General features: G+C 59.5%; 2 protein-coding genes and 1 pseudogene. 2 read left to right on the top strand and 1 reads right to left on the bottom strand.

Annotation, left to right across the window (positions count from 1 at the left end; translation table 11 throughout):
- Positions 1-473: 4Fe-4S binding protein (locus tag LD28_RS0113070; RefSeq protein WP_033137399.1), on the bottom strand; the 473-nt coding region annotated here is incomplete at its 3' end.
- A gap of 405 nt (positions 474-878) precedes the next feature.
- Here LD28_RS0113070 and LD28_RS0113075 point away from each other — a divergent pair.
- Together LD28_RS0113075 and LD28_RS0113080 are read left to right on the top strand one after the other, a co-directional pair.
- A complete protein-coding gene (locus LD28_RS0113075) occupies positions 879-2207 on the top strand; it encodes an anaerobic sulfatase maturase (RefSeq protein WP_033137400.1) in 1329 nt (442 codons plus the stop codon).
- Between the two features lie 3 nt (positions 2208-2210).
- Positions 2211-2567: pseudogene (locus tag LD28_RS0113080) on the top strand (hypothetical protein); the annotation flags it as partial.

Here is a 2567-nt window from a genome sequence, read left to right on the forward strand (position 1 = left end):
GTGCGAAACTCGCACAGGTCACACTTGACCGCAATGCTGCGCACCCCCGGCTCCCAGCTCAGCAGATCCTCGCCAAAACAGCGCAGACCGGCAGAGGTAGAGGGGTTGCTGGAGCGGATGGAGCAGGGGATATAGGTGTCGTAACTGTTGGCCATGGCTACCGGGCGGCTGCCACCGCTCTGGATGGCACCGAACGGGCAGGCCACGGCACAGAGGTTGCAGCCGATGCAGAGCGACTCGTTGAGCTGCACGCAATCGCCGGTCTGGGCAATTGCCTCGACCGGGCACACCTTGATGCAGGGGGCATCGTCACAGTGACGGCACTGAACCGGCATGGTTGCCTGCTCGTGTCGCATAACGGTTAAACGGGGGGCTTGCTGCAAACCTTGCGCCTTGTGTACTTCACTGCAGGCCGCCATACAGGTGCCACAGCCGATACAAAGCTTGGGGTCAGCGATAACGAAGCGGTTCATAGCCTACCTTGTCGTGTCGCGAACGGAGAGAATAGGGGCAGGTTGGCAAGATGCGGGCCAGATTGGGTGCTGACGTGGAATTTATTTTAAGTGGCTGTTTTTAAATGGTTTTAAATTGAGTGCCGCGCCGTGTCGAAGGGGCGGCACTGTGTCGAAGTGTGACGTTCGTCACTTGTGACGAAGGGCGGGAGAGGGTTCGTCACACCGGGAATCAACGTTGTGATCTCGGGGACTTTTTTGCCTAACCCGCGTCAGCTGGCTGGTGTGAAGGATGTCGTTCTGGACGTGTATCCGCGTGTAGACCCCGCTCCATATCCGCTGGTTATAAGGGGTATAACCAGCGTGTGACAGCGCGAGCCTTTAGACTGCAGGCCTCAAAACAGCAATTTTTCAGGTGGTGCAGTTATGGTGATTACTCAGGGTCCACAGTTCAACGGCAAGGCATCCAAGCGGATGCATGTGATGGCCAAACCGATCGGGGCCGTGTGTAACATCGACTGTACCTACTGCTACTACCTCAGCAAGCAGGATCTGCTGGAATACAAGAAGGGTTGTTCGCCCCAGATGGACGAGCAGACCCTTGAGACCTATATCCGCCAATATATCGAGGGGCAGAATACCCCCGAGATCATCTTCTCCTGGCAGGGGGGCGAGCCGACCCTGCTCGGGCTCGCCTATTTTCGCAAAGTGGTCGAGTTGCAGCGCAAATACCAGCCGCAAGGGGTGGTGATCGCCAATGATCTGCAGACCAACGGCATCTTGCTCAACGACGAGTGGTGCGAATTTCTGGCGGCCAACAACTTCCTCATTGGTCTGAGCATCGATGGCCCCGAGCTGCTGCACAACGCCTATCGGGTCAACCGTGCCGGGCGCGGCACCTTCAATCAGGTGATGGCGGCGGTGGCGCTGCTGCACAAGCACAAGGTGAAGTTTGCCACCCTGACCTGCGTGAACAACCTCACCAGCAAGAATGCGCTGGAGGTCTATCGCTTCCTGCGCGATGAGGTGAAGTCGCCCCAGATGCAGTTTATCCCCATCGTCGAGCAGAAGAGTTTTCGCACCACCGCGCCCCAGACCTGGCAGCCGCAGGAGCAGCTCAAGCAGGGGGACAAGCGCCTCAATCCCTGGCACAAGAACGCGGTGGTTGAGCCCTGGTGCGTCTCGGCCGAGGGGTGGGGGGATTTTCTCATCACCATTTTCGATGAGTGGGTGCAGCGGGATCTGGGACGGGTCTTCGTGCAATATTTCGAGGCGAGTGTCGAGACCTGGATGGGACGCAAGAACCCCCTCTGTACCTTGGGGGAGATCTGCGGCAAGGGGCTGGCGATGGAGCCCAACGGCGATGTGTTTGCCTGTGACCACTATGTCTATCCCAAGTACAAGATCGGCAATATCCACCATCAGCCGCTCAGTGAGCTGGCGTATTCGCCCGCCCAGCAAGCGTTCGGCTTTGCCAAATCGCGCAGCCTGACCCGCCAATGCCAACAGTGTGACTACCAGTTTGCCTGCTATGGGGAGTGCCCGAAGAACCGCTTTATTCGCACCCACGAGGGGGAGGCAGGTCTGAATTACCTCTGTGCCGGTTGGTACAAGTTTTTCAGTCATATCGATCAGTCGATGGCCTATATCCTGCGCCGTGCCGGTTATCCGGTGGCCCATGGCAAGTACCGCGATGCGCTGATGAACAAGGGGAAGGTGAACAACGGTGTCATGGCACATGGGCAGGGGAAATAAGCGATGAAGAGGATGTTGAGTCGCCGCGAGTACCGTCAGCCCCGCTCCGGCACCATGGGCTCATGGTGGCTGGCCCTTGGCATGACGCTGTCTGGTGCAGCGCTGGCGGGAGTCACCACCGAGGCGCCGGTCATCGCATCAGCGAAGGGGGCACCCACCGCCTCCGTGGCGGCCAGTGCGCCCTCGGCCGCCCAGATCCAGCAGTGGGCTTACAGCGCCCAAGATCTGTCCCAGCCCGAGACAGTACGGGCCGATGCCCTGCGCCAGCTGGCCGCCTATCCGAACCAGAACAGTCTGGTGGCGGTGGCCAGAAGCCTGCGCGACGAGAGTGCGCTGGTGCGAGAAGCGGCGGTCCTGGCC

It is taken from the genome of Aeromonas finlandensis, assembly GCF_000764645.1.
GTDB classification, from domain to species: domain Bacteria; phylum Pseudomonadota; class Gammaproteobacteria; order Enterobacterales; family Aeromonadaceae; genus Aeromonas; species Aeromonas finlandensis.

Bases quoted from the DNA above. Each gene is read 5' to 3' on its own strand.
- LD28_RS0113075 (WP_033137400.1), top strand. From the start codon at position 879: ATGGTGATTACTCAGGGTCCACAGTTCAACGGCAAGGCATCCAAGCGG.